A 24,933-nucleotide genomic window follows, 5' to 3' on the forward strand; every position below is an offset into this window, starting at 1 on the left:
GCCAGGGTTCAGGTGCCGGCCGGGAGTGCCGCGCGGCCTGCCTCGAGGCGGGCCACCGGCACTCGGAAGGGGGAGCAGGACACGTAGTCGAGTCCGGCTTCGTGGAAGAAGCGCACCGAGTCGGGGTCGCCGCCGTGCTCGCCGCAGACGCCGATCCGCAGGTCCGGCCGGGCCTGGCGGCCCTCCTCGACCGCGATCGACACCAGCCGGCCGACGCCGCGGCGGTCGATGGTCTCGAACGGCGAGGCGTCGATGACGCCCAGGCGCAGGTAGGCCGGGAAGATCGAGCCTTCCACGTCGTCGCGCGAGAAACCCCAGGCCATCTGGGTCAGGTCGTTGGTGCCGAAGGAGAAGAACTCCGCCTCGTGCGCGATGTCGCCGGCGGTCAGGGCCGCGCGCGGCACCTCGATCATGGTTCCGATGGGGATGCCTGGGACGCCGGCCAGGACACGTTCCGCGTCGGCGCGTACGAGGTGGAGTTCGCGGACGTCGCCGACGAGCGGCACCATGATCTCCGGTCGGGGGTCGCCGCCGGCGGCGACCCGTTCGGCGGCGGCCTCGGCGATCGCGCGGACCTGCATCGCGAACAGCCCGGGCACCAGCAGGCCGAGGCGGACGCCGCGCAGGCCGAGCATCGGATTGCTCTCGTGCATCCGGCGGACCGCCGCCAGCAGTTTCCTGTCGTGTTCGGTGGTCGCGCCGAGCAGGTCCTCCAGCGCGGGCAGGAACTCGTGCAGCGGCGGGTCGATCAGCCGGATGGTCACCGGCAGGCCGTCCATGGCCGCCAGGATGCGGGTGAAGTCGGCCCGCTGGAGCGGGAGCAGCGCGTCCAGCGCAGCCTGGACCTCCTGCTCGCCCTCGGCGAGGATCAGCCGCTCCACCAGCTCGCGCCGCTCGCCCAGGAACATGTGCTCGGTACGGCACAGGCCGATTCCGGCGGCGCCGAACCGGCGGGCACGGGCGGCGTCCTTCGGGGTGTCGGCGTTGGCGTACACGCCGAGCCGGCGGACGGCGTCGGCGTGCGAGACCAGCCGGTGCACCGCCGCGACCAGCGGACTTGAGCCCGCGTCCAGCTCGCCCTCGAAATACTGGACGACGGGGGACGGGCGCACGGGAAGCTCGCCCAGGTAGACCTTGCCGGTGGTGCCGTCGATCGAGATGAGGTCGCCTTCGCGGACAACCACGTCGCCGGCGCGGAACTCCCGCAGCTCGTCGTCGATCTCGATGGCGGTGCCGCAGACGCAGGTGCGTCCCATGCCGCGGGCGACGACGGCCGCGTGCGAGGTCTTGCCGCCCCTGCTGGTGAGGATGCCGCGCGCGGCCAGCATGCCGGGCAGGTCGTCGGGATTGGTCTCGCGCCGGACCAGGATGACCGGCTCGCGGGCTTCGGTGGCGCGCCGGGAGTCGAAGACGGCCCGGCCGCAGGAGGCTCCGGGTGCGGCGGCCACGCCGGTCACGATCGGCTCCGGGTCGCCCGCCAGGTCGAAGCGGGGGAACATGAGCTGGGCGAGCTTGGCGCCGTCGACGCGGCGCAGCGCCTCGTCCAGGTCGATGACGCCTTCGTCGACGAGCTGGGCGGCGATGGTGAAGGCCGCGGCCGCGGTGCGTTTGCCGACGCGGGTCTGCAGCATCCACAGCCGGCCCTCCTCGATGGTGAACTCGATGTCGCACAGGTCGCGGTAACGCTGCTCCAGGACCCCCATAGCGGCGGTCAGCTGGTCGAAGCTCGGCGGGTCCAGGTGTGCCAGCTCCTGGAGGGGCAGGGTGTCGCGGCTGCCGGAGACGACGTCCTCGCCCTGGGCGTTGGGCAGGTAGTCGCCGTAGCGGCCGCGGGCGCCGGTCGTCGGGTCGCGGGTGAAGGCGACGCCCGTCCCGGACCTGGGGCCCCGGTTGCCGTACACCATGGCCATGATGGTGACGGCGGTGCCCAGGGTGTCGGGGATGTGCTCGGCGCGGCGGTAGACGCGGGCGCGTTCGGTGTTCCAGGAACGGAAGACGGCCAGGACGGCGCCCGTGAGCTGCGCGGCCGGGTCCTGGGGGAACGGCTCGCCCGTGTGGTCCTGGAAGATCTGCTTGTACTCCTCGACCAGGTCGCGGAGGTCGGCCGCGTCGAGTTCCGGGTCGGTGCGCACGCCGGCCGCCTGTCGGCGCGTCGCGAGCGCTCGTTCGAAGAGGTCGTGCGGGACGGCCTCGACCGTGGTGCCGTACATGGAGATGAGCCTGCGGTAGCAGTCCCAGGCGAAGCGGTCGTCGCCCGAGGTGGTGGCCAGGCCGGTGACCGTGGTGTCGTTGAGGCCGACGTCCAGGATCGTCTCCATCATGCCGGGCATGGAGAACTTGCCGCCGGAGCGGACCGACAGCAGCAGCGGATCGGCCGGGTCGCCGAGCCGGCGGCCCATGGTCTTCTCGACGCGGAGCAGGTGGTCGCCGATCTCCGCCGGCAGCCCTTCGGGGATTTCGCCCAGTTTGAGGTAGGCCCGGCAGGCCTCGGTGGTGATCGTGAAGCCCGGGGGGACCGGCAGGCCCAGCCGGGTCATCTCGGCCAGGTTCGCGCCCTTTCCGCCGAGCAGGTCTTTCATGTGCATGTCACCGTCGGCGAAGTCGAAGATGTAGGTCATTTCTTCACTCCTTGCCGTGACTCGTAGGCGCTTCAAGCCTTTCGAGCGGTACGGCGGAGCGCCCCGAGCCCAAAGGCACCGCCGGGCGGGACTTTCGGCACATGTCTGGATCGGTGAGATTGGCGACCGTGGAAGAGCCGTTGAAGGAGGCTCCGATGCGTGTCGTCAACGCCGTGGTGCGATGGTTACTGCTGTCCCCGTTGCATGATCTGCTGTCCCGGAGCGTGGTCCTGTTATTGATCACAGGTCGCCGCTCGGGGCGCACCATCGCCGTCCCCGTCCAGTACGCGGAGGATGGCGACGTCCTCACGATCGTCAGCAGGCGTGACCGGCTGTGGTGGCGCAACCTGGCTGGAGGCGCACCGCTGACCGTGGTCCTGCGGGGTAAGCGGCATGCCGCCTACGGGGCAGTGGACAGGGCGCCGACCGCGGTCCGCGACGCCCTCGGAGCGGTGGGCGTGCCTGTGGTGCCCTCGCTCGAGGACGGTGTGGCGGTCACGATGGTGCTCGCGCCGGCCGAACCCCGGCCCGAGCCCAGCGGGCTGTGGCGTCGCTGGTTCGGCGCTGTGACGCTGGGCGAGCTGGCCGGCTTCGCGGTGCCCGCGCTGGTCGCCGCGTCGGTCGCCTCGGCAGGCCCCGAACTGCTGTCGGCGCTCCTCATCGTGGCCGCGGGAATCGTGGAGGGCTCGGTTCTCGGCCTGGCTCAGGCGTACGCACTGCGAACGGCCCTGCCGTGGGTGCCGACCGTCACCTGGGCAGGGGCCACCGCAGGGGGAGCGGCGGTGGCCTGGTCGATCGGCGCGATCCCCATCGTACTCGGCGGATTCGACCAGCCGCCGATGGTGCTCGTGCTGCTGGGCGCCGTCATGCTCGTCGCGATGGGCGGTCTGCAGTGGCGTGTCCTGGCCTCGCGCCTGCCTGGTACGGCCTGGTGGGTCGCCGCCACGGCGGGCGCCTGGATGGTGGCTCTCGCCGCGTTCGCCGCCGTGACCACGCCGCTGTGGCGGGAAGGGCAGCCGGTCTGGCTGGTCGCCGCGATCGGCGTTCTCGGCGGCGCCGTCATGGCCGCGACGGTGGCGGCGCTCACCGGGCTCGCCTTCGTACGCCTGGTGAAGTCAATGGGCGGGCCGGAAGTTCGGTCCTTCGCCTCTACGAGCACGCACCGGCATCGCCGGACGATCGGCGTGCAGACCCGCAGAGAGGAATCACGATGAAGATCGGTATCAACGGCTTCGGCCGGATCGGCCGCGCTGTGCTCCGCGCCGGGCTGGACCAGGGGCTGGACATCGTCGCGATCAACGACCTGGCCGACGCCGACGCGCTGGCCCATCTGTTCAAGCACGACTCCACGTACGGCACCTATGACAAGCCCGTCTCGGTCGCCCCCGGCGCGCTGATCGTCGACGGCAGGCGCATACCGGTCACCGCCTACCGTGACCCGTCCGGCATCGACTGGACGGCGTACGGAGTGGACCTCGTGATCGAGGCGACCGGCCGCTTCCGCAGCAGGTCCGACGCCGAGAAGCATCTGAAGAACGGCGCCCGCAAGGTGCTCATCAGCGCGCCCGGCAAGGATATGGACGTCACGCTCGTCCCCGGCGTCAACGACGTCGCCTACCGACCCGGGCTGCACCAGATCATCTCGATGGCATCCTGCACGACCAACTGCGTCGCGCCCATGGTCAAGGTACTCAACGAGACGTTCGGCCTGGTCAAAGGCTTCATGACGACCGTCCACGCCTACACGGGCGACCAGCGGCTGCTCGACTCCCCGCACAAGGACCCGCGCCGCGCCCGCTCGGCCGCCGTCAACATCATCCCCACCACGACCGGCGCCGCCCGCATGGTCGGCGAGGTCATGCCCGACCTGCGGGGCCGGCTCGACGGCATCGCCCTGCGCGTCCCGGTCGTCGACGGTTCGCTGACCGACCTGGCCGCGGTGGTCGGCCGCCAGACCAGCGTCGAGGAGGTCAACCACGCGTTCGCCCAGGCGGCGCAGAGCCGGCTGGCCGGCGTCCTGCGCTACAGCACGGCCCCGCTGGTCTCCAGCGATATCATCGGCGACACCGCCTCCTGCGTCTTCGATGCGCCCCTGACGCAGACCGACGGCACGCTGGTGAAGATCTTCGGCTGGTACGACAACGAGTGGGGCTACGCCAACCGCCTCGTCGAGACGGCCACCCGGATCGCGGCCGAACAATAGGTCTCCACCAGGGGCCCGGGTGCGGCGGCGGGAGCGTCAGGGGGAATTGGTCTGGGTGAGCAGGCTCTTCACAGGAACCTCCAGAGGTTGTTTCCGGACCCGTTGTCGTCGGCGAGCACGACCTGCGCGCCCTGGGAGGTGCCGCTGAGGCCGAGCACCCGGCCGCCGTTGGCGCACTGGATGCGGAAGGCGGCGTTGCTTCCGTAACGCAGCCGCCAGCGGTGGTCGTTGGTGCCGTTGTCGGCCCACTGCACGACCCGGGACCCGGCGGCGGTGGCGGCGTTCTCCACGCCCAGCACCTTGCCGCTGTTGGAGTTGCGCAGCCGCAGGTAACCGCCGGTGTCCACGACGGCGGTCCACAGGTGGTCGGCGGTGCCGGTGTCACCCCACTGCACGACCAGCGCGCCGTCGGCGGTGGACATGTCGGTCACGCCCAGCACCATGCCGGTGCCCACGTTCTGGATGCGCCGCGCGCCGTTCGGCACGAACCGCCACTGGTTGTCGGCACTGCCGTTGTCCGGGTCCTGTACGGCGAAAGCCCCGTTGGCGGTGCTTCCACTGAGGATGCCCAGCAGCTTCGAACTGTTGGCGTTGCGGATCTTGACCGAGCCGTCGCCGACGTCGATGATCGTCCACCGGTGGTCGGCGGTGCCGTTGTCGGTCCACTGCATGACCCGGGCGTTGTCGGCCGTCGACATGTTCTCGACGCCCAGCACCTTGCCGCTGTTGACGTTGCGGAAGCGCAGCGCGTTCCCGTCGACGACGGGCACCCAGTCATGGTCGGCGGTGCCGTTGTCGGTCCACTGGAGTGCCAGGCCGCCGTCGGCGGTGGACATGTTCTGGATGCCGAGCGCCAGCCCGCTGGCCGCGTTGGCCAGCCGGAAACTGGCCTCGCCGCCCGTTGGGCCCCCGCCGCCGGCGTTCCAGTAGACGACGTAGTTGTGGTTGTGGGCGTCGTAGAACGGCCCCAGGTTGACCGAGGAGCCGTTGGCCGTCGCGGTGAACGCCAGCGCCGACGTGCTGGTCCGGTTGATCGTCGAGGTGTTCAGCGTCGGCGCCGACGACAGTGAGGTGCTGCCGTAGTTGCCGGAGAGCACGACCGGGCCGTACCCGACGGCCTGGAGGTTGGGGTTGTCGTTGGCGGCCTTCATGATCACCCGCATGGGCAGCCGGACGGCCACCGTGTCGCCGGAGGTCCACGACCGGGTCAGCACCGCGTAGGAGCCCGGCGTGGTGGCGATGCCCTGCTGGACACCGTTGACGCTCACCGTGGCACCCTGCGTCCAGGCCGGGATGCGGATGCGCATCGACCACGACCCGCTCACGTTTCCGGTGACCTGCAACGACGTGGTGTCGCTCACGGGGTAGGAGGTGGACTGGGTGACCGTGATGCCGCGCTGCGACCAGTTGAGCGTGGAAGGCACGAACAGGTTCACGAACAGCGTCGTGCCGTCGTGGAAGTAGATCGAGTCCATCAGCTTGGTGTTGACCTCGATGCCGGTGCCCTGGCAGCACCAGAACGAGTCGTAGTCCGTGCTCCAGGTGCCGCCGCCCCAGGCCGGGCCGACGCCGCGCCGCCCGCCGGGGTTGAGCGGGGTGAAGTAGGTGACGTGCCCCCGGCTGTCGGCCGGGTTCTGCTGGCCGATCAGGTGGTTGAGCAGGGCGCTCTCGTAGAAGTCGAAGTAGTCGGCCCGGGAGGGGGACAACAGCCACAGCTCCCGGGTCAGTTTCAGCATGTTGTAGGTGTTGCAGGACTCGGCGGTGTCCCTGGACAGGTAGCCCGCGATGGCGTTCGGCGCGCGGAAGTGCTCGGCCTGGCTGTTGCCGCCGATCACGTACGTGTGCGCGGTGGTGGTGATGGTCCAGGCGTTGGCGGCGATGTCGCGGTAGCGGGTCGTGCCGGTCGCCTTGTACTCGCGCGCGGCCCCGATCCACTTGGGCACCTGCGTGTTCGCGTGCAGGCCGTTGAGCTGGTCCTGGTTGGACGCCAGCGGGTTGAACACGGCGGCGTGGTCGAACCGCTGGGCCGTGGTCAGCCAGCGGGAGTCGCCGGTCATCTGGTACAGGTCGGCGAGCACGGCGTTCATGCCGCCGAACTCGGTGCCCAGCATCGCCTGCATCTGGCTGGACGACAGCCGTCCGGTCCGCGTGTCCACCCATGCCGCCAGCGCCAGCAGCACCGTCCTGGCCTGGGTGTCGCCGATGTGCCGCCACACGTCCAGCAGCCCGGCGAGCGTCTTGTGGATGCAGTAGTACGGCACGTTGCCGTTGCTCAGCGTACGGTTCTCCACGGCCGTGATGTCGGACTCGGGAAAGCCCGACAGGTAGCCGGAGGTGAACCCGGCCGCGCCGTTGTTGGCCTGGCATTTGGCCAGCTCGGCGACCATGTAGGTGGCCTTGTCCCGGCAGGTGGTGTCGCCCAGCACGGCGTACGCCTGCGCCCAGGCCGTCAGGAAATGCCCCTGCATATGACTGCGGAACGGGAAGCCGGGGGCGTCCCAGCCGCCGTTGGCCGAGGCACCGTTGGTGGAGAGGCGGTGGTTGGCGCGGAAGACGTACAGCAGGCGGTCGACGTCGACGAAACGCAGGTAGGACAACGTGCGGTTCTGGTTGTCGAGCCAGCGCCCCGAGTTCAGGCGCACCAGGCCGAGGTCGAACTCGTAGGCGGACACACCGATGTCGGATCGTACGGGGGCGATGGCGGCCTGGGCGGCGGACGTACCGGCGACCTGACCGGCGGCCGAGAGCGCGACGGTCGCGCCCGCGGCTTGGAAGAGCTGGCGACGGCTCAGAGACATGGGGGCTCCTGACCCGGTTGGCGCTATGTGTGTTAGCGCTAACATGTCGAGAACTACACGTGCCCCCTGACAGATGCCGGAAGGGCTGTGATGTCGCGGAGTACATCCAACGCCCGGGGGGCCGTCAACGGTCCGTCGCTCACGGCGACCGTCACGCTGCGCGCCACACGTTTCCCAGCCTGGACTTTTCGTCCAGTGGTGGATATGTCACGAACGGCACGATTCGTGAACGTTTCACGGAAGTAGCCAGGTCGCGCATCGTATATTTCGTGATCTGTGAACGTAACTTCACGGGAGCTGGGGGTTGGCGAGATCGGGGCAGCACCGCTCCACTCCCGCGCTAGCCGCGAGCGTGCGTTGTCTTGGTGGCGTCATGTGCCAGTTCGACGGCTCCTGTGACGCCGGAGAGGTCGCCGAGGCCCGGGCTGACGAGGTAGGCGTCCATGGCCGCCTGATCGGTCGGGACCGGGTAGTCGGCGGCCAGGTCGAGTACGCGTGCCCGTACCTGCTCGATAAGGGAAGGATGCTTCGCCACGCCCCCGCCTACGATGACGCGCTGGGGGGACAGCGTGTAGGTCAGGTTGATCACGGCGAGAGCGAGGTACTCGGCCTCGAGCTGCCACGCCGCGGCGTCCTCCACCTGCTCGGCGGGCTGGCCCCAGCGCCGTCGCATCGCCTCACCCGAGGCGAGCCCTTCCAGACAGTCTCCGTGGAAGGGACAACTCCCGGCGAAGGGGTCACGACCGGTGTCGTGAGGGACGCGTATATGCCCGAACTCGGGGTGCGCCAGCCCGTGCAGCGGGCGGCCGTGGACGATGGCGCCCATGCCGATGCCGGTGCCCACGGTCACGTACGCGACCGTGTGCAGGCCACGGCCCGCGCCGTGCCGTGCCTCGCCCAGCGCGGCCCCGTTCACGTCGGTGTCGAAGCCGACGGGGACCTTCAGCGCGGTCCGCAGGGGCGTGACGACATCGGTGTTCGCCCACCCCGGCTTGGGGGTGGCGGTGATGTGGCCGTACGTCGGCGAGGCGGGATCCAGGTCGACGGGACCGAAACTGGCGACGCCGATCGCGGTCAGGGTGTCGTGGCGCAGGAAGAACCGCACCGCCTCGGGGATGGTCTGCGCCGGGGTCGTCGTCGGTATCACCTCGGTCGCGAGCAAACGTCCGGCGTCGTCGGCGACCGCGCACACCCACTTCGTGCCGCCCGCTTCGATGGCTCCATAGATCGGCAACGAGGATCAGCCCTTCAACGAACTCTTGGAAAGATCACCAGTGTAAGGGCCAGGGTCGGCCGGCCGTGCCGAAAAGGTCGTTAACCGACCGGCCGAATTAATGGTATTTCGCTGGAATGGCACGGGCGATTTTCTGCGGCCGTCCACAACTGGTATCCAAGTCGGTATTCCTAGCGTGGAGCGCGGGCGCGGGCCGAAAGGCGTACCAGACGGCGGGACGTGCCTGTTCGGGGCCGGTCGGGCTTCGGACTTTCTCGCAACAGTTGAGACGGGGTATTCAGTGCATAGAAATTCCACGTTCCGGCGCGCCTTATTGGTGGCCGGAACCGTCCTGTTCACCATCGGGGGAATGCTCGCGGGGATCACCCCCGCGAATGCGGACACCACCACTCTGGTGCCCGTATCGCTCACCACCGGCGCGGGCTCGATCGGGAGTGGCCAGAGCGTCGGCAACCTGAGAGTTCAGGATCAGTCCGGCATCGACGACGACTGGGACGAGTACGTCGAGTTCCGCGGCCACACGGCGAACACGGCCTACAGCGGCCAGCTCACCTACACCCTGCCCCCGTCGGTCCCGGCCTCCTCGGTCAGTGGCGTGCAGTTGAGGCTCAACTACCGGGGGCCGTCGAGGGCCGAGCAGCAGTGGCAGTGGAGCGTCTACAACTTCACCACCGGCTCCTGGGTGGTGCTGGGGGACAACACCGGCGCCACCTCCTGGGGGATCTGGAAGCTGCTGACCTTCAACGCTCCGGGTCCGCAGACGGAGCTGGTCCAGGCGGCCACGGGGAACATCCTCATCAGGATCACCTCCTCGAACGCCGTGGACGACGCCGACCTGGACTATGCGGGCCTGACCGTCACCCACGCCGAAACCACGCCGACGCCCGAGCCCGACCTGTGGCTGCCCGCCCAGACCGACCGCTGGCAGTACCAGCTCCAGCCCAACGCGACCGGCAGCGGCACGGCCGGGGGCATCAGACTCAACCTGTGCACCGTTGCGTATAGCGGCGGGTCGTGCGTCTCCCCGACCGTGTACGACATCGATCTGTACGCCCCTGACCACGTGACCCCGAACACGGCCGCGGTCCAGGCCATCCACGCCTCAGGCAAGCACGCGATCTGCTACATCTCCGCCGGAACCTGGGAGGACTGGCGGCCCGACGCCGGCGACTTCCCCGAGTCGGTCAAGGGCAACGACGTGGACGGGGGCCCGGACGGCACCTGGCCGGGGGAGAAGTGGCTCGACGTGCGGAACCTGGCCGTGCTGCTGCCGCTGATGGATGCTCGCGTCGCCAAGTGCGAGCAGGCCGGTTTCGATTCGGTCGAGTTCGACAACGTCGACTCGTACCAGAACGACCCGGGATTCGTGATCAGTCCAGCCGACCAGCTCGCCTACAACCGGGCGCTGGCCGATCTGGCCCACGACCATGGTCTGTCGGCCGGGCTCAAGAACGATCTCGGCCAGGTCGCCGACCTGATCGACTGGTTCGACTACGCGATCAACGAGAGCTGCCAGGAGTGGGACGAGTGCGATCTCCTTGACCAGTTCCTCGTCGCGGGCAAGGCCGTGTTCCAGGTCGAGTACACCGACGAGGGGGCCACGGCGGCCGGCACCTGCCCGCCGGCCAACGCCGCAGGTCGCGGTGCCATCCTCAAGACCCTCGACCTCAAGGCCACCCCCTGGCGGCCGTGCCGCTGACCGCCTTCATGCACCCCACCGCCCTGTCGAAGCACGGTGGTGGGGTGTTCAGGGCTGATCGCTATGATCCCCTGGAAACGAGAGGGTGGTGCATGGTGAAGGGCAAGCCGTACCAGAAGGAGCTCTTTCGTCTTCAAGGTGAGTTGGTCAAGCTCCAGGAGTGGGTGCGGGCGGAGGGGAAGCGGCTCGTTGTGATCTTCGAGGGGCGGGACGCGGCCGGCAAGGGGAGCACGATCAAGCGGGTGGCGGAGTATCTGAATCCGCGGGTGACCAGGATCGTGGCGCTTCCGGTTCCGACCGAGCGGCAGCGTACGCAGTGGTATTTCCAGCGGTATGTCGAGCATCTGCCCGCGGCGGGGGAGATCGTGTTGTTCGACCGCAGTTGGTACAACCGGGCGGGTGTGGAGAAGGTGATGGGGTTCTGCACGCAGGAGGAGTACACCCGGTTCCTGCATCAGTGCCCGATCTTCGAGCGGCTGCTCGTGGAGGACGGCATCCTGCTGCGGAAGTACTGGTTCTCGGTCAGCGACGTCGAGCAGGAGAAGCGGTTCAGGGCGCGGCTGGAGGATCCGATGCGGAGCTGGAAGCTCTCGGCGATGGATCTGGAGTCGATCACCAGGTGGGAGGACTACTCGCGGGCCAAGGATCAGATGCTGGTTCACACCGACATTCCCGAGGTGCCGTGGTATGAGGTGGAGAGCGAGGACAAGCGAGCCGCCAGGATCAACATGATCTCCCACCTGCTCTCGACCATCCCGTACGGCGAGGTGCGGCAGACTCCGCTCGAAATCCCCAAACGCCCCCCGGCGAGCGGCTACCGCCGCCCACCGCGCACGCAGCGGAACTATGTCCCCGACGTCGCCACCACGCTGCGAGATTAAGCCGCATCCGTAAGAGCCCCTTCTGCGTAAGAAGGTACGGTGCGTAGTGGAGCGTGACGTTTACCGTCGTGTTGTGGAATTCGGCAGCCGGTATACCTGGCCGGACACCGCCAGCGCACGGTTGTCGCCGTGCTGCTGGTGCACGCTCACCAGGTCGTGCCGGTAAGGGCGCGGCGATCCCGGCACGGCTGAGTCCATCCGACGCGAGAACGGTATAAATGTGAAAAATCGACCGCAACGGCGCTAAACAAAATGCGGCTCGAGGCTCGACCGAAACCGCTTTAGCCGCTCTTGTGGCCAAATATTTCTGTGACAGTGCTCGTGGTGCACGGGCTATGGGGTAAAAGTATGATTACGCCCCTGGAGCGGGAGGGCGCTGGCACGAGACCCTCAGGAGGGGCGATGTCCTTGAACGGTTGGGTGCCGCTTTTGCTTGCATCCGCGGGAAATGCGCCGATACTCTACGTCTGTTATAGGCTCTACGTAGTGAACGCTGCCGACAGGGCCGCCAACCGGCCGAGCGACAATCACGAGAAGTCCTTTATATACAAGAGCGGCCCTAAGTCGCAGATCGAGGCCAGGTCCAGGCCGTCTGGCAGTGTATCTCCTGGGCTGGCGACCGAGCTCGCCGCAATGATGGCCGATGTGAAGAAAGAGCTAACTTCCAACAGGAATGAGCTGAAGGCGGGGCTGGCCCTCGGCAACCAGTTCGCGGCCGGTAGCTACCTGAACGGAGAGATCGCACGCAGAAGGCGAGCGATCAGGGACGCGATCAAAACGCTCCCAAAGGGTAAGAAGAAGAGGAAGAAACTGCGCAGGAGGCTCTTGGAGCAGCTTGCGGCGATCCAGTTTGCCAGCCCGCACGAGGTTGCCGAGGCATTGGCGCGGTTCGCTCACAAGCTGCAACGCAAGTGGAAGCTCCGCGTTCCCAAGTACGTGTTCTCCTCGCTGCCCAGCGCATTGGCGATCGGGTAGTCCTTGCCTAAGAGGTAAGGTGCGGCACGATCAAGCTTGTTCGCCGGAGGAGTTTTCGCCGGGGCTCTTCCTATGGGGAGGCATGTCGTTCTCGAACCAGGCGACCTCCTGTTGCATGGGTCAGGCGTTGCACGATCGCGACCACAGAGCCAAGGCGTGCGAGATATTTCGCCGGGAACATCGAGGGCAGCGGTGGCGGGATCGCCGCCAGGACGATGGCGGCAATGTTTACCCAACAGGGCTATATCCGGAGGTTACGCCGCGTTGAGGGGCAAGTGTGGGGACTCCAGCGTATGATCGTCAGTGATGAGTACTGCGTGGACGTGCTCACCCAGGTCGCCGCGCGATCGGGGCGCTGCAGGTGGTGGCGCTCAGCCTGCTTGAGGACCACGTCGCCCGCTGCGTAGCCGCGACCGACACCTCCGACCTGGCCGTCGACGCCTGGGTCAAGGATGCCTTCAGGCCATCGCCCGCCTCGTTCGCTCCCGAGAAGGGTCACCATGGAACCGTACGGAAGCTGGCCTTCGCCGGTTACGGCCGAGCTGGTCGCGCACGGCCGGCGGGAGTACGGCTTCCCGCAGTTCCAGAACGGCCTCTGGTGGCAGGAACGCCGGCCGGAGGAATCCGGCAGGACCGCCATCCTCCACGAAACGGTCGAACCGCTCGCCGGGGTGGACGCCAGGACACGGGTCCACGAGTACGGCGGGCGCTCCTACCTCGCACTGCCCACCGGTGGCTTCGTCTTCGTCAAAGAGGACGATCAGCGGATGTACCGGACGTCAGCGGATGGACAGGTGACCGCGCTCACGCCTGACGATGGAGCCCGGTACGCCGATTTCACCCTCTCCCTCGACGGCACGGAAGTCTGGTGTGTCCGCGAATCGGAGCACGCCGAGGGCGTCACCCGGGCCGTGGTGGCGGTGCCCCTCGCCGCGGGCGAGGTCAGGGTGCTGGTTGCGGGCGCGGACTTCTACGCCTACCCCACCCCTTCACCGGACGGCCGCCGGCTCGCCGTCGTGTCGTGGAACCACCCGCGGATGCCGTGGGACGGCACCTGTCTCCAGCTCGTCCAGGACGGCACGACCGTGAGCGTCCTGGGCGGCCCCGGCGAATCGGTGCTGGCCCCGGTCTGGAAGGACGACTCCAGCCTGTTCGTGATCTCCGACCGCTCCGGCTGGTGGAACCTCTACGAACTCGCGGTCGACGGCTCCGCGCTCCGCCCGCTCTGCGCGATCGACGAGGAGTTCGCCCAGCCGCTCTGGGAGCTGGGCAGCAGGCCGTACGGAATCCTCGACGACGGTCGCCTCGCGGTCCTGCACGGCCGTGGCGACCAGCGGCTCGCTCTCCTGGATCCCGAGGACGGCACCCTCCAGGACCTGGACCTGCCCTACACCACCTGGCTGCCGGCGCTGGCCGTCTCCGGCTCCCGCATCGCCGGGACCGCCGCCGCCCCCGACCTCCCGTGGTCGCTGGTCACCGTCGATGTGGCCGGGGGATGGACGCCGATCGCGACGCCGGTGGCCGACCTGCCCGACCCGATCCACCTGCCGCGGCCCAGCGAGCTGGTCGCCCGCGGCCGGTCGGGCCGGTCGGTGTCGGCCTACGTCTACCCGCCCTCCGGCCCGCACGCTGCCACTACCGTGGGCCCCGCGCCCTATGTCGTCTTCGTGCACGGCGGCCCCACCGGCCATGTGGGCACCGACCTCGACCTCGGCAAGGCGTTCTTCACCAGCCGGGGCATCGGCGTGGCCGACGTCAACTACGCGGGCTCGAGCGGCTACGGCCGGGCCCACCGGGAGCGGCTGCGTGGCCAGTGGGGCGTGGCCGATGTCGAGGACGTGGTGGCCGTCGCCGAGGAGCTGGTCCGCGCCGGGCTGGCCGATCCCGCCAGGATCGCGGTCCGGGGCGGCAGCGCGGGCGGGTGGACGGTGCTGGCCGCCATCACCGCCACCCGGGTCTTCTCCGCCGCGACGTCGTACTACGGCCTGTCCACGGTGGAGGGTTTCAGCGAGGAGAGCCACGACTTCGAGTCGCGGTACGTGTCCGAGCTGATCGGCCCGGTCGACCCGAGCACCCGGGAACCGCTCGCCCGCGCCCACCTGACGAGCTGCCCCGTGCTGCTCCTGCAGGGCCTGGACGACCCCGTCGTCCCGCCCAGCCAGTCGACCAGGTTCGCCGACGCGCTCAAGCGCGCCGGGGTGCCGCACGCCTACCTGGAGTTTCCCGGCGAGTCGCACGGGTTCCACAAGCAGGAGACCATCATCCGCTGCCTGGAAGCGGAACTCTCCTTCTACGGCCAGTGCTTCGGCTTCACCCCACCGGGCATCCCGCCCATTGACCTGCGCTAGAAGGACGGCTTGTTGGTTCAGAAATATTTTGGAGTATCTCCGCAATATTTTGGGAGGGTCGCCATAAGCGCGTCGCCGGATTCGATCAAGATCCACTCAATGGGTATACCCGGCGTGTATAGCTGCTGTCGTACACGCTGCTCGGGCTTCTGGAGGAGTCCGATCGCCATGGCTATGACCTGAAACAGGCGTATGACCGTCGTTTCGGGGCGGCGAAACCGATTCGGTTCGGTCAGGTGTATCGGACGCTGGCGCAGCTGGTTCGCGACGGGCTGGTCGAGATCGTGGGCGTGGAACCCGGTGGAGGACCGGATCGCAAGCGCTACGCCATCACCCAGGACGGCGTGACCGACTTGGACCGCTGGCTGGCCGAACCGGAGGACCCGCAGCCGCAGCTGCAAACGGTGCTGTTCACGAAGGTGATGCTGGCACTGACGTCCGGCCGGTCCGCCGAAAGCTTCCTCGACGCGCAGCGGGAGCGGCACATGGCCGCGATGCGCACGCTGACACTGGCCCGGCGCGAGGCGCCATCCTCGCAGGACTCCCTTCTCGCCGACTACCAGTTGTTCCACATCGAGGCAGACCTGCGGTGGATCGACCACGCAGCGGCCCGGTTGGCCGCCCTAGCGGACGAGACCGGTGATGAGCTGTGACCTACACAAGAGCTTCGGCCCCACGCGGGCGCTACGGGGCGCCGGGGTCTCGGCGAACGATCCCGAGGTGCTGGCGGCTACTCCGGAGCCGGATTCACCGAGGAACTCCAGGCCGACGACCGGACCGGCACGGTCCTGATCGGCTTGGGCCGGCTCTACGCCGACGGGCCACCTCCCGGTCGATGATCAGGTCGGTGAATTATCGGCCCTGCCGTCTAGGACGCGTTGTTCGTGGTGAGGCTCGACATGCCTGGAACCGATGATTTATCCGGCTAAGTCGTAGACGGTGACCGCGATGCCGCGTCGTACCAGGCGTTGAATGACGAGCGGTTCGATGCGGTCCCAGGTGCCGCCGGCTAGGCCGCAGCCGATGCGCGGCATGTGTACGCTCGCGCTGCGTTCGACGGCGTGAGTGGCGAGCAGGTCCAAGCAGCTGTCCACGGCCTCGTAGCGGATGGGCGGAGTGGTTTCGGTGCCGTGGATATCGTGCTGGCCGACCATGTTGGCCACCCAGAGGTCTTCTCCGACTGAGATCAGTTGGATCCTGCCCAGGCCGAAGTCGTTGTGCTGGCGGTCCTGATACCAGGCCCGGTAGGCGGCTTCCGGTTGAGGCCAGCGCTGGGAGACGGCCACCACGAAGCCACGGCCCCACCCGCCGATGTCATTGCACACATGACAGATGATTTTCGGGCCGTCGCCGGAGGGAGCTGTCGCATCGCCTGTCACAAAGGAGATCACGCTCGCAGCCTACGAAGGAGCACCGACAGAACTCGGCCTCTGGGTTTGTCGGAGCGGCCTGGCAAGATCTGTTTCGCTTACCCCCCACGCTTGAGGAGATGTTGATGAACAGCGCGATCGCCGAGGACTACGCCTGGTTCGACGACCATGATTCGGGTCTGGCCGAGGGGTTCTGTGTCACGTTCGTTCGTGGCCTGACCCCGCAGCAGGCCTTCGACCGGCTCGGCATCACCCCCGATCCCGATCCCGATGACGACGGCTTCTACGAGGAGGGAGTAATGGCCGCGAGCGCGGTTGACGGGGGCACCGTCCTGATCGAGTTCAACGGTTTCGAGGGCATCAGCGACACGGTGGCTGGGCCGTTATCGATAGGTACCGTGACCGCGGCGGTGTTCTGCAATGTCAACCTCGACCAGCAGTTCGTCCATGCCGCCAACGGCCAGGTGGTGGCCGCCTTCGAACCGGACTACCCCGGCTCCCGCTCAGGAACCGACGAGGACCGCCTCCTGACACACATGATCGAACTCGGCATGCCCACCGAGGACGTCGACGACGCTGACGCCTGGGGCGACCCCATCCACACCGCATTCGCCCTAGCCGAGCGCGTGACAGGGGTACGGCTGACGCCCGAGGCCATCGACAACCCCGCTCTCATCGGCTCGACCGCCCACCTGAGCTGAGGTCCACCGTGGCGAAGGCGCGAGTAGCAGCGGGTCAGGAGGTGGAAGATCTGGTCATGACGTTACCCACCAGACGGCGTCACCCGGCGATGGCGGCGCGGCGGAACAGGTCCGCGGGCATTTCCTCGTCGAGTTGCCAGGTGATGGCCATGGGGCGGTTGCCGCGGTGTTCCACGTAGTGGGCGGTGCCGTGGAAGACGAATGGTTCGGGGTGGCCGTTGTCGTTTTCTGTGCGCTCGCGGGTGAACAGCAGGATGTGGCTGCCATGGCGTTTGTGGGTCTGGTAACGCCGGCCGGTGGTCGAGTCCGCGCTGGTGCGGTTCTGGGATTCCCAGTGGAATAGGGCAGGGGTGAGCGCGTAGTCGCGGTACATGGTTTGGGGAGAGAATTCCTTCTCGTTTTTGTGCAGGGTCACCAGGAGGGCGTCGCATTGGCTGGCGGGGCTCCAGGCGACGCCTTCGCGCATCGTGGCGGGGACCGAGCCGCCCAGGGTGGCCCAGCCGATGGCGGCCAGGATCTCGTCGGCGGAGTAACTGGCGTTGATAGCGAGCGGTACTTGGGCCAGTGACTCTGGCAGGGATTTGGTGACGTGGCGGGGGCGTTCGATGCCGAAGGTGAGGACCTCGCGGATCTCCTCGCAAAGGGCGGATTCCGCGCGTAGCCGTACCAGTGCCTCGTCGTAGGTGGTGAAACCGCCGCCATCGCGCCAGAAGGAGAAGAAGAGCATGCGGGCGAACGCCTGCTCGATGGGGGAGTAGTCGGCGTAGCTCAGGCCGGCGGGGTGCAGGAGGCGGGCGTAGGTGTCGGCTCGGCGGCGGTCGTCCACGTGGAGGAGGGCTCGGACGCGGCGGCCAAGCGCTTCCTCCATGGGGGAGGCGGCCTGGTCGAGGAGGTTGGCGCGGCGTAGGAGATGGGTCCAGTAGCGGCGGTTGCGGTAGAGGTCGCTGATGTCACGCCCGCTCGCTTCGAGATAGCCGATGAGCGACATCTCGGCATATGAGCGGACCTCTTGGGTAATCGTGGTGATCGTGGCGCTGAGGTGGAGTTTGAGTTCGGCGAGCAGCCGGTCCTTGGTGACCCGATCCAGCACGATCTGGCTGCCGGAGGGCAGCAGCGGGAAATCGCCGGCCACCTGCTGTCCAAGGCGGCCACGGGAGAATCCTGTCAATGCTTGGAAACGGCTGGCGAACCGATACTCCTTGCGGTGCTGCCCGACGAAATCCAGCACCGTCAGGACCTCTTTTTCAGGTGTACGGCGCAGCCCGCGACCGAGCTGCTGCAGGAACACGGTCGCGCTTTCCGTGGGCCGGAGCATGAGCAGGGTGTTCACATCGGGGACGTCGAGGCCTTCGTTGAACAGGTCTACCGCGAACAGGAAGACGACCTTTCCGTCGCGAAGGTCCTTCAGCGCCGCCTTGCGCGGGGCGTCGTCGGTGGACGCGTCTACGGCAAGAGAGCGCAGACCCATCGCGGTGAAGAAGTCGGCCATGAAACGCGCGTGCCGTACCGACACGCAGAAACCGAGCCCGCGTATCGAGGAGAGGTCACTGACTTTGTCGCGGAGCGCGTTGAATATCAGCCGGGCGCGGACGTCGTCGCCGGTGAACACGTTTTCCAGGGCGGCGTTGCTGTAGGAGCCGCGTGACCATTTGACGCTGGTGAGGTCGGTCTCGTCGTTGATACCGAAATAATGGAAGGGGCACAGCAGGTCGGCGTCCAGGGCGTCCCAGAGACGAAGTTCTGAGGCGATGCGCTTGTCGAAGAATTCGTCTTGGACCCAAGTGCCGTCCGCGCGTTCGGGGGTCGCGGTGAGGCCGAGCAGCTCTTTGGGCTTGAGGTGGTCAATTATTTGGCGGTAGGTACGGGCGGCGGCGTGGTGGAACTCGTCGATGACCACGACGTCGAAGTGATCGGGCTCGAAGGCCGTGATGCCCTTGCTCGTCAACGACTGGACCGAGGCGAACACATGCCGCCAATGCTTGGACCGGCTTTCGTCAACATGCAACTCACCGAAGTCGGGCGCTGCCAGCACCTGCCGGTACGTGCGGAGCGCCTGACCGAGAATCTCGCGACGATGCGCGACGAACAGGAGCGACGGCTGGGACCCGAGACGTTGCCGCAAAGCGCGATAATCGAATGCGGCGACCACGGTCTTGCCGGTCCCCGTGGCGGCGACCACGAGATTGCGGTGCCGCCCGTGCACGGTCCGTTCGACGTCGAGATCATCCAGCATTTCGAGCTGGTGCGAGAACGGGTGGGGCAGCAGCTCCGGAATATCGAACAGCCGCTGACCGGCCTTCGACCGCGACAGCACCTCGTCCAGGCGGTCGCCGTCCGCCGAAGGGTCATAGGGCTCGAACTGGGGCCGGTTCCAGTATGAGTCGAAGGTGCCCTCGAATTTGTCCAAGAGCCGGGGAGTCGTCACCGACGAGAGCCGGACATTCCACTCCAGCCCATCGAGGAGCGCGGCACGTGACAGATTTGAGCTGCCCACATACGCGGTGTCGAAGCCGGTACGGCGGCGCAGTAGCCACGCCTTGGCATGCAGGCGGGTGGAATTCTGCTCGTACGTGATCCGGACTTCGGCCCCGAATTCACGTACCAGCCGGTCAAGGGCACGCCGTTCGGTCGCGCCCATATACGTGGTGGTGATGACCCGCAGCGGTACGTTCCGGCGGCGCAACTCGATCAGCGCTCGTTCCAGAATGCGCAGCCCGGACCATTTGACGAACGCGCACAACAAGTCCACCCGGTCGGCACTGGCCAGTTCGGTCGCCAGCTCATGGGCCAGATTAGGGTCCTCGCGGGCATTGGTGAGCAGCGCCGCCTCGGAAAGCGAGGTCAGCGGACGGGCGGGCGAGGAAACGCCCGGCATGTTCTTCACGACCGATAACAGCCGACGCGGCCCTTCCTCGACGACTTCGGGATCGGCGAGCTGACGCAGCAGCCGGTTGGCCAGCTCTACCTGTTCCTCAGGGCTCTTGAGCGCGGCGAACGCCCGAGCGGCCGTTTCGCCGATGAAACGGCCGAGCAGGTGGGCGGTCTCCTCTTTGTCGACCGGAGAGATCTCAACGAGATGACCCGAATCACGCCAGGAATCCGTACGACGAGTGAGCCGGCTCGTGAGCAGCGAGTCGTACAAGCCCGGAACAGGTGCCTCGTCCACAGATAACTGCCTCCTCGATCGACGATCAGGGTAATCACATCGCCACGGGCGCCCCTGCACCACCCTTTTGCGCCACGCCACGTCGACTGCGTAGTACGCGCTGTTCACAAGGTGGTGCAGTTCGGCGCGAGATGAGCGGCCGGAACGGGACCGGTCGAACATTGACAGGCGATCAACTCCTGGTACGCCCACGGTAACTTCCGGAAGGCGGCCCGGTGGGTGGCGGATGTTTCCACAGGGTGCTGGCCGCATCGGGGTTATCCACAGAATGGGATTCGGTTGGAGGGAGCCCGGTCGAGTTCCGCCACGCTTGTCCCGCGTCGTGGGAAGGAGCGTCGTGAGCGAGCATTTCCGAGTGGGGGAACTGCGGGAGCGGGGATGGGAGTCCGGCCATGATCCGGGTGATTCTCGGGTCTCCCGATCGGCTGGCGCCTAATCCGGTCTTCAGAACCATGGCTCCGATGCGGCTCTACGAGGTCGAAAGGGTGATCCTCGCTGAAGAGTCGGAGCAGTTCGCCGTGTTGCGGGACAAGGCGGAGCGGAGATCCAGGGCGGCCCTCGCCGTCGCGGAGCGCAGGCGTGGTGAAACGGTCGCGCGGGTGGAGGGCGTGTCCATCGTGGTGCCGGTCGTGGACTGGCATGCCCTGGTCCGCGAAGCGGTCGCGCACCGTAACCGGCGTGATGAGGAACGGGCATGGCAGCGGCTCGATCATGTCGCCACTCCGGCGCGCGTGGCCGATGTGGATGAGCTGACCTTGCAACGGTGGGTCGTCAACTATCTCCGGCACGAACTCACCGGCTACGAGGTCGAGGTAGAGGCGCTGTTCGGAAGGGTGGGTCGTGCGGAAGGGATGCGTCTGCTCAGAAGACGGATCTATGCGGCCATCGCCAGCGCGTACCCCACGCTGACGGAGGAGTGCCACCGACAGCTTGAGTCGCGCGAAGGGGAGACGCTGTGACGCGCCTATTGACGTGGCTCATGACGAGTTGCGGAAGGGCTAACGCGCCAGTGGTAGCGCCGATCCGGGGAGGCGGCCAGCGGGGTGGTAGACGGCGCACATCACGTCGCGGTCGCCGTCGGCCCAGGTCTCCGCAGTTGGCATGATCGGGTAGAAGTCCAGGTCATCGCGATCGCCGCCCCACAGTTCCGCGTAGCGTTCGCCGCAACTCCGCCAGGCGAACGCGGACAGCCCAGCCGGGTCGTACGGCCCGTCGGGCATGTGGGTGAAGCCGTACGACTGGTTGTCCGCGCCGTCGGCGCACGGCGTGTAGAGCACGATCCGCTCCGCCGCCCCCGGTGAGTACGCCGGGTCGCTGAAACACTCGCCACCCTCGATCATCAGGATCCCGGTCGTCTCGGCGGTGATGAAGGTCTCCGTCTTGACCATGGGCGGCACCACGAACAGAGTGCCGAGCGCGACGATGGCCGGCAGCAGCCCCAAACGAGCCATCCGATTCACCCTTTCGCGTTCGCCCGCAATCCGTGGCCGATGGTAGAGGGATTCGGAGAAACACCAGGCCAACGCCGGATGACCGCCACATTGACGATCATGAATTCATCTTCCTGTCAGGCAAGGTACAGGTGAGCGTCAGTGGTGCCTGGGTGAATTCGCTGGCGTCCACCCCGCACTCGCGGGTGGACGAGTCCATTTCTTGTGGAGAGAACCAGAAGTGAATGAGCCCAGAAAGCCGTGGCCGATCAGGTCCCGGCAGGCGAAGCTCGCGTCGATCGGCGCCGGTGCACTGCTCGTCGGTGGCCTGGCGTTGGCCCCCGCCGCAATCAGTGCGGCGGCGCCTCCGAAGTACCCGGCCGCCGAGGTGCACAAGCCTTCCCCCATCCCCGACCGGCTGATCCTCATCCCCACCAACACCCCGGCCGCCAGCCAGCGTGTGACCTGGCGGGCCGAGGCCACCGCCGACACCGCCCAGGCCCAGATCCTGGAGGCCCCCCGCGCGCTCGGTGAGGTCGCGCCGGCTGCGGGCGCGGTGACCAACGTCATGGCCATGGCGAGCGTCCCGGTCAACACCACGCTCGGGTACGCCTCGACCTACCACACCGTCGAGTTCGTCGGCCTGAAGCCCAACACCCGCTACACCTACCGCGTCGGTGACGGCACCAACTGGAGTGCGTGGACCGACTTCACCACCGCCGCCGCCGGTTTCCAGCCGTTCTCCTTCATCTACTACGGCGACGCGCAGAACTACATCGACTCCGCGGTCCCGCGCGTGTTCCGCCAGGCGTTCGCCGACCGGCCGCAGGCCAAGGCGATCGTCAACGCGGGCGACCTCATCGACTCCGCCAACAGCGAGGAGCAGTGGGGCCAGTGGTACCAGGCCGGCGGCTTCATCGACGGCCAGGTCAACAACATCTCGGTCCCCGGCAACCACGAGTACAGCGGCGGCCTGTCCACCTTCTGGCGGCCGCAGTTCCCGTACCCGGACAACGGGCCGGGTAACCCCGAGCTCAAGCAGACCGTCTACAGCGTTGACTACCAGGGCGTACGGTTCATCGGCCTGGACAGCAACCTGCAGAGCAATGCCACGCTGATGGCCGCGCAGACCACCTGGCTGGAGGGTCTGCTGAAGGACAACCCGAACAAGTGGACCGTGGTGACCTTCCACCACCCCGTCTACTCCAACACCGGCACCCGCAACAACCCGGTGGTCCGCGCCCAGTGGGGCCCGCTGTTCGAGAAGTACGGCGTCGACCTGGTGCTGCAGGGCCACGACCACTCCTACGGCCGGGGCAACCTGAAGTCCGCCCGCCAGTCCGCGATCACGCACAAGGGCGTCTCGTACGTGGTGTCCGTCTCCGGCGGCAAGATGTACGAGCTCAACGGCGGCGTGAACTGGACCGGCAACGGCGCCGAGGTGATCAGCAGCAGCGAGAACACGCAGCTGTACCAGATGATCGACGTCGACAAGGACCGGCTGCGCTTCGAGGCCCGCTACGCCAACGGCGAGCACCACGACGGCTTCCTGATCCGCAAGAACGACGCGGGTGAGCGCACCGTCACCGAGCTCGTCGCTGACAACACCGGCGAGCAGGTCACCGTGGACAAGACCAGTGTCGAGCCGGGTGAGCAGCTCACCGCCACCGCGTTCGGCTACGACTCGGGCGAGAAGGTGAAGGTCTACCTCCTCCGTACCAAGGGCACGGCCGCGAACGCCGGCGACGGCGACCGCGACTACGACAGCCGGACCTACGTCGGCACCCAGACCGCCGACGCGCTGGGCAAGCTGAGCTACAGCTTCAAGCTGCCGGCCGACCTCAACAAGGACAGCACCTACCGGGTGTACCTGGAGAGCGCCACCCAGAAGATCACCAGCCCGGTGATCACGGTCAAGTAGTAGCCCCACCGGATGCGGGCCCGCCCCGGTACCGGTCCTCCGGGACGGGTACCGGGGTGCGGCCCGCGCCCGCGGGCCGGGCCGGCGTACCGCGCCGGCCCGGCCGCCCCAGGCCGGCCATCCGGCCGGCTCGACAGGAGATCCCGTGACCTTCCGTACCCGTCTGGCGGGCGTGCTGCTCGCCGGGGCGGCGGTGGCCGCCGTGCCGGCGGCGCCGGCCGCCGCTCATCCTTTCGGCCCGCCGTCCACCGCGCGGATCAGCGTCGACGGCTCGCACGTGGCCATCGCCTGGCTGGCCGCCGAGGACGACTGGGTCGCGCTCGGCCGCTCGGTCGGCGCGTTCGGCGATCCGTCCGCGGGCGTCGACACCACGCTGACCGGCGAGCAGAAACTCGCCCGTTCCACCGCCGTGCGCGACTACCTGCTGGCCCGGGTCGGGGTGACCCAGGCCGGGCAGCCCTGCGCGGCCGAACTGGCCCCATTGGAGCGGTTACTCGCCGAGGGCGCCCGGTTCAGCTTCGCCTGCGCGAACCCGGTCGTCGATGTCGACGTCCGGATCGACGCGCTGACCGACCTGCACGAGGCATACCGCACCGTGCTCACCGCCGAGACCCCCGCCACACCCACCCAGGCGATGCTCACAGCGGCGACCGCCACCCAGCGCCTGCGCTTCGACCCGTCGGCGACGGGCGGCATCTCCCTCGTCGTTCCCGCCATCGCGCTGGTCGCCGCACTCGGCGCGCTGGCCGCCTTCCTGGTACGGGGTCGGCGGCGCGCGGGCACACGCGCATGAACGGCACCACCGACCAGGAGAACTACCTGATCACGCTGTTCGACAGCGCGGGCGCGTTCTGGCTGGCACTGGCCGTCGCACTCGGCGTCGGCGCGCTGCACGCGGTCGCACCGGGCCACGGCAAGAGCGTGACCGCGGCGTACCTCATCGGCACCCACGGTCGCTACCGCGACGCACTCCGCCTCGGCGTGGTCGTCGCCCTGATGCACACGGTCTCAGTGCTCGCCCTCGCACTGACCTGGGCAGGCCTGACCAGCTCCGTCGTCGGCACCAAGGCCGTCACCAGCTGGCTCCAGGTGATCGCGGGCGTGGTCGTAATCGGCGTCGGCGCACATTTGACCTACCGCCACCTCCGCAACCGGAAGACACACGCATACGGCCACGGGCACGGGCACGGGCACGGTCACGGTCACGGCCCTGGGCATGGGCATGGGCATGGGCATGAGGAGCCTACGGATCCGTGGTCCCGGCGCGGACTCATCGCCCTCGCGCTGTCCGGCGGGTTGGTCCCTTCGCCCTCAGCGTTCATCGTGCTGGTCAGCGGCCTGCTCACCGGACGCGCGCTCGACGCCGTCGTCCTGGTGCTGGTTTTCGGCGCCGGAATGGCGATCACCCTGACCGCCGTCGGGATCGTGACCGTACGCGGCGCCGCACTGGTGAGCCGCCGCGCCCCCGACCTACGCCTCCTGCGCTCAGCCGCAGCCTGGACACCCGCACTGGCAGGCGTCGCGGTAGCCATCGGCGGCTGCCTCTACTTGGCCACCGCCGTCACAGCACTGGCCTCGTGACCGGAGCC

Annotated in this window: 20 protein-coding genes; 13 read left to right on the forward strand and 7 right to left on the reverse strand. The window is 67.8% G+C overall.

Annotated features, from left to right (window positions below; genetic code table 11):
- Positions 1-8: 8 nt before the first annotated feature.
- Positions 9-2,618, reverse strand: coding sequence for a pyruvate, phosphate dikinase (gene ppdK / locus Aple_RS45115; protein ID WP_155350943.1), 2,610 nt, complete (start codon positions 2,616-2,618; stop codon positions 9-11).
- Between the two features lie 155 nt (positions 2,619-2,773).
- Between ppdK and Aple_RS45120 the strand changes: the two genes are divergently transcribed.
- Together Aple_RS45120 and gap are read left to right on the forward strand one after the other, a co-directional pair.
- Positions 2,774-3,832, forward strand: coding sequence for a hypothetical protein (locus Aple_RS45120; protein WP_155350944.1), 1,059 nt, complete (start codon positions 2,774-2,776; stop codon positions 3,830-3,832).
- The gene (gene gap / locus Aple_RS45125; protein WP_155350981.1) at positions 3,823-4,821 is read left to right on the forward strand and encodes a type I glyceraldehyde-3-phosphate dehydrogenase; all 999 of its coding nucleotides are present in this window, start codon (positions 3,823-3,825) and stop codon (positions 4,819-4,821) included. The genes Aple_RS45120 and gap overlap by 10 nt, the downstream gene beginning before the upstream one ends.
- Positions 4,822-4,889: 68 nt before the next feature.
- On the opposite strand, the gene Aple_RS45130 is transcribed toward gap, so the two are convergent.
- Positions 4,890-7,619: a beta-L-arabinofuranosidase domain-containing protein gene (locus Aple_RS45130; protein WP_155350945.1), complete on the reverse strand. Its 2,730-nt coding sequence runs from the start codon at positions 7,617-7,619 to the stop codon at positions 4,890-4,892.
- Positions 7,620-7,959: 340 nt separating this feature from the next.
- A complete protein-coding gene (locus Aple_RS45135) occupies positions 7,960-8,853 on the reverse strand; it encodes an ROK family protein (protein WP_155350946.1) in 894 nt (297 codons plus the stop codon).
- 280 nt (positions 8,854-9,133) lie between these two features.
- On the opposite strand from Aple_RS45135, the gene Aple_RS45140 reads away from it, so the two are divergent.
- Positions 9,134-10,552, forward strand: a complete 1,419-nt coding sequence (locus Aple_RS45140; protein ID WP_170321983.1) for an endo alpha-1,4 polygalactosaminidase — start codon at positions 9,134-9,136, stop codon at positions 10,550-10,552.
- A gap of 92 nt (positions 10,553-10,644) precedes the next feature.
- On the forward strand, positions 10,645-11,433 hold the full coding sequence (ppk2, locus tag Aple_RS45145) for a polyphosphate kinase 2 (RefSeq protein ID WP_155350948.1): 789 nt from the start codon (positions 10,645-10,647) through the stop codon (positions 11,431-11,433).
- Positions 11,434-11,493: 60 nt separating this feature from the next.
- Here ppk2 and Aple_RS55870 read toward each other — a convergent pair whose 3' ends face one another.
- Entirely contained in the window at positions 11,494-11,619 is a 126-nt protein-coding gene (locus Aple_RS55870) for a hypothetical protein (protein ID WP_281361701.1), read from the reverse strand.
- Positions 11,620-11,835: 216 nt separating this feature from the next.
- Between Aple_RS55870 and Aple_RS45150 the strand changes: the two genes are divergently transcribed.
- The 4 genes from Aple_RS45150 to Aple_RS45165 all read left to right on the forward strand — a co-directional run bounded on the left by Aple_RS45150 (position 11,836) and on the right by Aple_RS45165 (position 15,409).
- On the forward strand, positions 11,836-12,408 hold the full coding sequence (locus tag Aple_RS45150) for a hypothetical protein (protein ID WP_155350949.1): 573 nt from the start codon (positions 11,836-11,838) through the stop codon (positions 12,406-12,408).
- A gap of 224 nt (positions 12,409-12,632) precedes the next feature.
- The gene (locus Aple_RS45155; RefSeq protein WP_246265305.1) at positions 12,633-12,815 is read left to right on the forward strand and encodes a metal-sensitive transcriptional regulator; all 183 of its coding nucleotides are present in this window, start codon (positions 12,633-12,635) and stop codon (positions 12,813-12,815) included.
- 93 nt (positions 12,816-12,908) lie between these two features.
- Positions 12,909-14,756 (forward strand): S9 family peptidase, encoded by a 1,848-nt coding sequence (locus tag Aple_RS45160; RefSeq protein WP_246265307.1) that lies wholly within the window; start codon positions 12,909-12,911, stop codon positions 14,754-14,756.
- 149 nt (positions 14,757-14,905) lie between these two features.
- Positions 14,906-15,409, forward strand: a complete 504-nt coding sequence (locus Aple_RS45165; RefSeq protein ID WP_308805550.1) for a PadR family transcriptional regulator — start codon at positions 14,906-14,908, stop codon at positions 15,407-15,409.
- A 264-nt stretch (positions 15,410-15,673) separates the two neighbouring features.
- On the opposite strand, the gene Aple_RS45170 is transcribed toward Aple_RS45165, so the two are convergent.
- The gene (locus Aple_RS45170; protein ID WP_246265311.1) at positions 15,674-16,081 is read right to left on the reverse strand and encodes a macro domain-containing protein; all 408 of its coding nucleotides are present in this window, start codon (positions 16,079-16,081) and stop codon (positions 15,674-15,676) included.
- Between the two features lie 170 nt (positions 16,082-16,251).
- On the opposite strand from Aple_RS45170, the gene Aple_RS45175 reads away from it, so the two are divergent.
- Positions 16,252-16,827 (forward strand): DUF6461 domain-containing protein, encoded by a 576-nt coding sequence (locus Aple_RS45175; RefSeq protein WP_155350953.1) that lies wholly within the window; start codon positions 16,252-16,254, stop codon positions 16,825-16,827.
- 79 nt (positions 16,828-16,906) lie between these two features.
- On the opposite strand, the gene Aple_RS45180 is transcribed toward Aple_RS45175, so the two are convergent.
- Positions 16,907-19,993 carry a DEAD/DEAH box helicase gene (locus Aple_RS45180; RefSeq protein ID WP_218038838.1) on the reverse strand — a complete coding sequence of 1,029 codons (3,087 nt, stop codon included), beginning with the start codon at positions 19,991-19,993 and terminating at the stop codon, positions 16,907-16,909.
- A gap of 461 nt (positions 19,994-20,454) precedes the next feature.
- Here Aple_RS45180 and Aple_RS45185 point away from each other — a divergent pair, with 461 nt between their 5' ends.
- The gene (locus Aple_RS45185; RefSeq protein ID WP_155350955.1) at positions 20,455-20,952 is read left to right on the forward strand and encodes a hypothetical protein; all 498 of its coding nucleotides are present in this window, start codon (positions 20,455-20,457) and stop codon (positions 20,950-20,952) included.
- Positions 20,953-20,991: 39 nt separating this feature from the next.
- Here the strand turns inward: Aple_RS45185 and Aple_RS45190 are convergent, their stop codons facing one another.
- Positions 20,992-21,444 carry a hypothetical protein gene (locus Aple_RS45190; protein WP_155350956.1) on the reverse strand — a complete coding sequence of 151 codons (453 nt, stop codon included), beginning with the start codon at positions 21,442-21,444 and terminating at the stop codon, positions 20,992-20,994.
- A gap of 220 nt (positions 21,445-21,664) precedes the next feature.
- On the opposite strand from Aple_RS45190, the gene Aple_RS45195 reads away from it, so the two are divergent.
- From Aple_RS45195 to Aple_RS45205, 3 genes are all read left to right on the forward strand, one after another.
- A complete protein-coding gene (locus Aple_RS45195) occupies positions 21,665-23,344 on the forward strand; it encodes a purple acid phosphatase family protein (RefSeq protein ID WP_155350957.1) in 1,680 nt (559 codons plus the stop codon).
- Between the two features lie 145 nt (positions 23,345-23,489).
- Positions 23,490-24,137 (forward strand): hypothetical protein, encoded by a 648-nt coding sequence (locus tag Aple_RS45200; protein ID WP_155350958.1) that lies wholly within the window; start codon positions 23,490-23,492, stop codon positions 24,135-24,137.
- Positions 24,134-24,925 (forward strand): nickel/cobalt transporter, encoded by a 792-nt coding sequence (locus Aple_RS45205; protein WP_155350959.1) that lies wholly within the window; start codon positions 24,134-24,136, stop codon positions 24,923-24,925. Before Aple_RS45200 ends, Aple_RS45205 begins: the two co-directional genes overlap by 4 nt.
- The last annotated feature ends 8 nt before the right edge of the window (positions 24,926-24,933 follow it).

Source organism: Acrocarpospora pleiomorpha (assembly GCF_009687885.1).
Classification (GTDB): domain Bacteria; phylum Actinomycetota; class Actinomycetes; order Streptosporangiales; family Streptosporangiaceae; genus Acrocarpospora; species Acrocarpospora pleiomorpha.

What these genes read in the sequence shown, in the direction of transcription:
- Aple_RS45190 (WP_155350956.1), bottom strand. Translation starts at nt 21,444, where the DNA reads ATGGCTCGTTTGGGGCTGCTGCCGGCCATCGTCGCGCTCGGCACTCTG.
- Aple_RS45160 (WP_246265307.1), top strand. Translation starts at nt 12,909, where the DNA reads ATGGAACCGTACGGAAGCTGGCCTTCGCCGGTTACGGCCGAGCTGGTC.
- Aple_RS45130 (WP_155350945.1), bottom strand. Translation starts at nt 7,619, where the DNA reads ATGTCTCTGAGCCGTCGCCAGCTCTTCCAAGCCGCGGGCGCGACCGTC.
- Aple_RS45205 (WP_155350959.1), top strand. Translation starts at nt 24,134, where the DNA reads ATGAACGGCACCACCGACCAGGAGAACTACCTGATCACGCTGTTCGAC.
- Aple_RS45155 (WP_246265305.1), top strand. Translation starts at nt 12,633, where the DNA reads ATGTTTACCCAACAGGGCTATATCCGGAGGTTACGCCGCGTTGAGGGG.
- Aple_RS45150 (WP_155350949.1), top strand. Translation starts at nt 11,836, where the DNA reads ATGTCCTTGAACGGTTGGGTGCCGCTTTTGCTTGCATCCGCGGGAAAT.
- Aple_RS45185 (WP_155350955.1), top strand. Translation starts at nt 20,455, where the DNA reads ATGCGGCTCTACGAGGTCGAAAGGGTGATCCTCGCTGAAGAGTCGGAG.
- Aple_RS45120 (WP_155350944.1), top strand. Translation starts at nt 2,774, where the DNA reads ATGCGTGTCGTCAACGCCGTGGTGCGATGGTTACTGCTGTCCCCGTTG.
- ppdK (WP_155350943.1), bottom strand. Translation starts at nt 2,618, where the DNA reads ATGACCTACATCTTCGACTTCGCCGACGGTGACATGCACATGAAAGAC.
- ppk2 (WP_155350948.1), top strand. Translation starts at nt 10,645, where the DNA reads ATGGTGAAGGGCAAGCCGTACCAGAAGGAGCTCTTTCGTCTTCAAGGT.
- Aple_RS45175 (WP_155350953.1), top strand. Translation starts at nt 16,252, where the DNA reads ATGAACAGCGCGATCGCCGAGGACTACGCCTGGTTCGACGACCATGAT.